This window comes from Vulcanococcus sp., from assembly GCF_044369115.1.
Classification (GTDB): domain Bacteria; phylum Cyanobacteriota; class Cyanobacteriia; order PCC-6307; family Cyanobiaceae; genus Vulcanococcus.
In genome coordinates this window covers 1-2,805 of the sequence record NZ_JBIPMN010000289.1, presented here as the reverse complement: position 1 = coordinate 2,805, position 2,805 = coordinate 1, and the positions used below count along the sequence as shown (strand labels likewise).

The window sequence follows — 2,805 nt, the reverse complement described above, 5'->3', positions numbered from 1 at the left end:
TGCAATCGGCTGATTCTGCGGATGCTCTTTTAAGCGCCGTTGAGCACTTGGCTGAAGCAAAGCATCCCTTGGCAACAGCCTGTTTGTTGGAAATCCTTGGTTTTAACAATCCAGGTGCGGCAGTGGCAGCGGTTGATGGTCTGATTGCCATTGGAGAGCCTGCTGTTGAGCCGATTCTGGCTTCGCTGGGAACCAACAACTACGGCGCTCGGGCATGGGCGGTTCGTGCCCTCGCCGGAATTGCTGACCCCCGTGGTCTTGAGGTGCTTGAGCGGGCCTTGGCGACGGATATTGGGCCTTCCGTTCGGCGCGCCGCGGCGTCGGGCCTTGGACGCCTTGATCTGAGATCCCTGCCTGACGACCAGGCCTCGGGCATGGCCGAGAAGTGCTTGCAAGCCTTGCTAGCGGCCTGTGGGGACGGCGAGTGGATCGTTCGCTACGCCGTCGTCGTTGGCCTGGAAGGGTTAGCGCTCCATCAAGGCGAACGGTTTTCGGATCTGAGCTTTGAGGCCCTGAGACATGCCCTGTCTGGCCTGGCCGCCGGCTCGGACCCGCTTACGCCCGTCGTGGTTCAAAGGCGTTCGACCTTGGCGCTGCATCGCATTGATCACTCAGGAGGTTCCCATGGCTTAACAACCGGGCCGGGGCAGACTGATCGGTAGCTCCCCGCCGAGGTTGCCAAAACCCCGCGATGCTGCCAATGCAAGCCCCCGACAGCCAGCCCTTCGCCGCGCTTGACAGCGCGGTGGATCAGGCCTGGGAGTGGATGCGGGACAGCTTCGATGGCGACTGGCTGGGGACCACCACCTGGTATGAACGAGACAGCCATGGCGTGAATCTGGAGCGGGGAATCACCAACGCGACCCCCTCGTTGTATGCCATCCGATTTGCCGATGCCCACAGTGGCGAGTGGCATGGAACTGGATTGCGCTATGCCCCGGGTGGGGAACGGCGCTTTCCCCTCCACCGGCACACCTACAGCCTGGGCTACAACTGCTGGCATTTTCTTCAAACCGCTGGTCAATCGAGCCTGCGGATGGACGCCGATCTCGCCAAAGCTGGCCACGAAGTGAATTTCTTCCACGGGCGCAGCCGATCGATGTTGGTGGTTCTTTACCAGCCTTGGGCTGACGGGCATTTGCGGCTGGAATCAATCGCGGCTACCTCGTTTCGCTGCGAACGATCCGAACCTGAACCCAGCCGACCTGGCTTTACGTCGCTGGAGGCGTTGCTGGCGGTGCCGGCCGGCTGGCCGGGGATGGAATCAACCTTGAACCCCGGTGTCCATTCTGAGCAGACGGCCCCAGGTCGGCCTTGTCCTGGATTCACGGCAGACACATTCCTCCAGCATGGGGTCAGCGGGGTGTTTGAGGATCAACTGGTCTGCAGCCTGCCGGATCAGCTACCCGTTGGTTCTTTTGAACTGCATGTTGGTTGCCTGGTGGAACCGGAAACCTTTGTGCATTGTCTGATCGGCTTTGATGCCGATCACCATCTAGTGGGTTGGCGTGAGCGCCTTTATCACCCCACCAAACAACGGTGAGACCAGCGGAAACCCAAGCGCTTCAATTTGGCATTGCTCACCCGAGCGTTCAGAACGCGATCGGCTGTGTCGATGGTGAGCCACCTCGCAAACGGCAGCCCAGCCTGCTCGCAGAGCCGGTCGGTGAGCTCTTGGCCGTTGAATTGGGTGTCATTGACGAGATTGAACGTGTCATTGAGGCTTCGCGCGAATGCGAAATCCACACCACTTATAATGTCGTCACGGTGAATCCAACACGGCACATTGAGGCCGTTGCGTTGGATGAGGCCGCCAGCAGCACCCAAGAGCGTGGCTGGGATGTCGCGGCCTGGCCCATAGATGCCTCCAAGGCGCAAGATGCAGACATTCACGTGCTCAGAGCGCAGTGAGCTGATCATCTCTTCAGCACGCACCAAAACCGCATTGATGGGATGGTCGGTATCAGTGGGGTCGTCCTCGCCGGTGACGGCGCCCTGCCGGTTGCCGTACACGCCGCAGCTGCTGAGGTACACCAGCTGGAGAGGGGTGCTGACGGGTCGTTGCTGTAGGGCTTGCAGCAGTAGTTCAACGCCCTGGAGGTACGTTTGCTGGTAATGATGCAAGTCCACATTGCTGGTCTTTGAGGGGGCAAAAGAAACCAAAATGCCGTCCAGATCCTGGGTGAAACTCAGGTCGCTGCGGGAATCTGTTGAATCAAAGATCAGCGGATTGTCCACCAGATTGGCGAGCTCCGTTAGCCGTTCTGGCCGAGTGGTGGTGCCCCAGAGTTCATGGCCCTGCTGCTTCCAAGCCTGGGCCACCGCCTCACCCACGTAGCCGCAGCCCAAAATGGCGCGGCGTTCCCCTGAGGGCAGGGTCGGTGTGTCCCGCGTCGCCAGAAGCTGGTAGAGGGAAGCAAGATCCGCAGAGGAGGTCATTGCCGGCCACAGGTACGGAGTGGGAGTTAATATTTGTGAAGTTATCGGATTCAGCGCTGTCGTTGCGTGGCAACCACTACGGATTGTCCATTCCGATCCCGGCGCGCCATCCGTGCCAGCGTCCATTGCCACCTGCAGCCCATGCACGTTTGCAGCATCGAAACCTCAGGTCTGGAGACCCTGGTGCAGCGTTCTACGGGCTGCAGCGGCGATGCATTGCAACTCGCCTTACGCGAGCGGGGTTGTCCCGCTTCTGTGTGGATCGGCGCTGCGCCGATGGGCGCACGTGGTGGTTTCAGGCCACGTTTCAGGCTGGTGCGCTCGACCCAGCGACCACCACAGCGTTGACCCTGCCGGTGATCGTGA

3 protein-coding genes are annotated in these 2,805 nt (G+C 60.5%); 2 read left to right on the top strand and 1 reads right to left on the bottom strand.

What is annotated here, in order from left to right:
• Both ACIQ2E_RS15170 and ACIQ2E_RS15165 read left to right on the top strand, forming a co-directional pair.
• Positions 1 to 662, top strand: a 662-nt coding sequence (locus tag ACIQ2E_RS15170; protein ID WP_398332335.1) for a HEAT repeat domain-containing protein, incomplete at its 5' end; no start/stop codon positions are given.
• Positions 663 to 700: 38 nt separating this feature from the next.
• Positions 701 to 1,543: a hypothetical protein gene (locus ACIQ2E_RS15165; protein ID WP_398332333.1), complete on the top strand. Its 843-nt coding sequence runs from the start codon at positions 701 to 703 to the stop codon at positions 1,541 to 1,543.
• On the opposite strand, the gene ACIQ2E_RS15160 is transcribed toward ACIQ2E_RS15165, so the two are convergent.
• Positions 1,522 to 2,439: an NAD-dependent epimerase/dehydratase family protein gene (locus ACIQ2E_RS15160; protein ID WP_398332331.1), complete on the bottom strand. Its 918-nt coding sequence runs from the start codon at positions 2,437 to 2,439 to the stop codon at positions 1,522 to 1,524. The two genes, ACIQ2E_RS15165 and ACIQ2E_RS15160, sit on opposite strands and share 22 nt — an antisense overlap.
• Positions 2,440 to 2,805 lie beyond the last annotated feature (366 nt).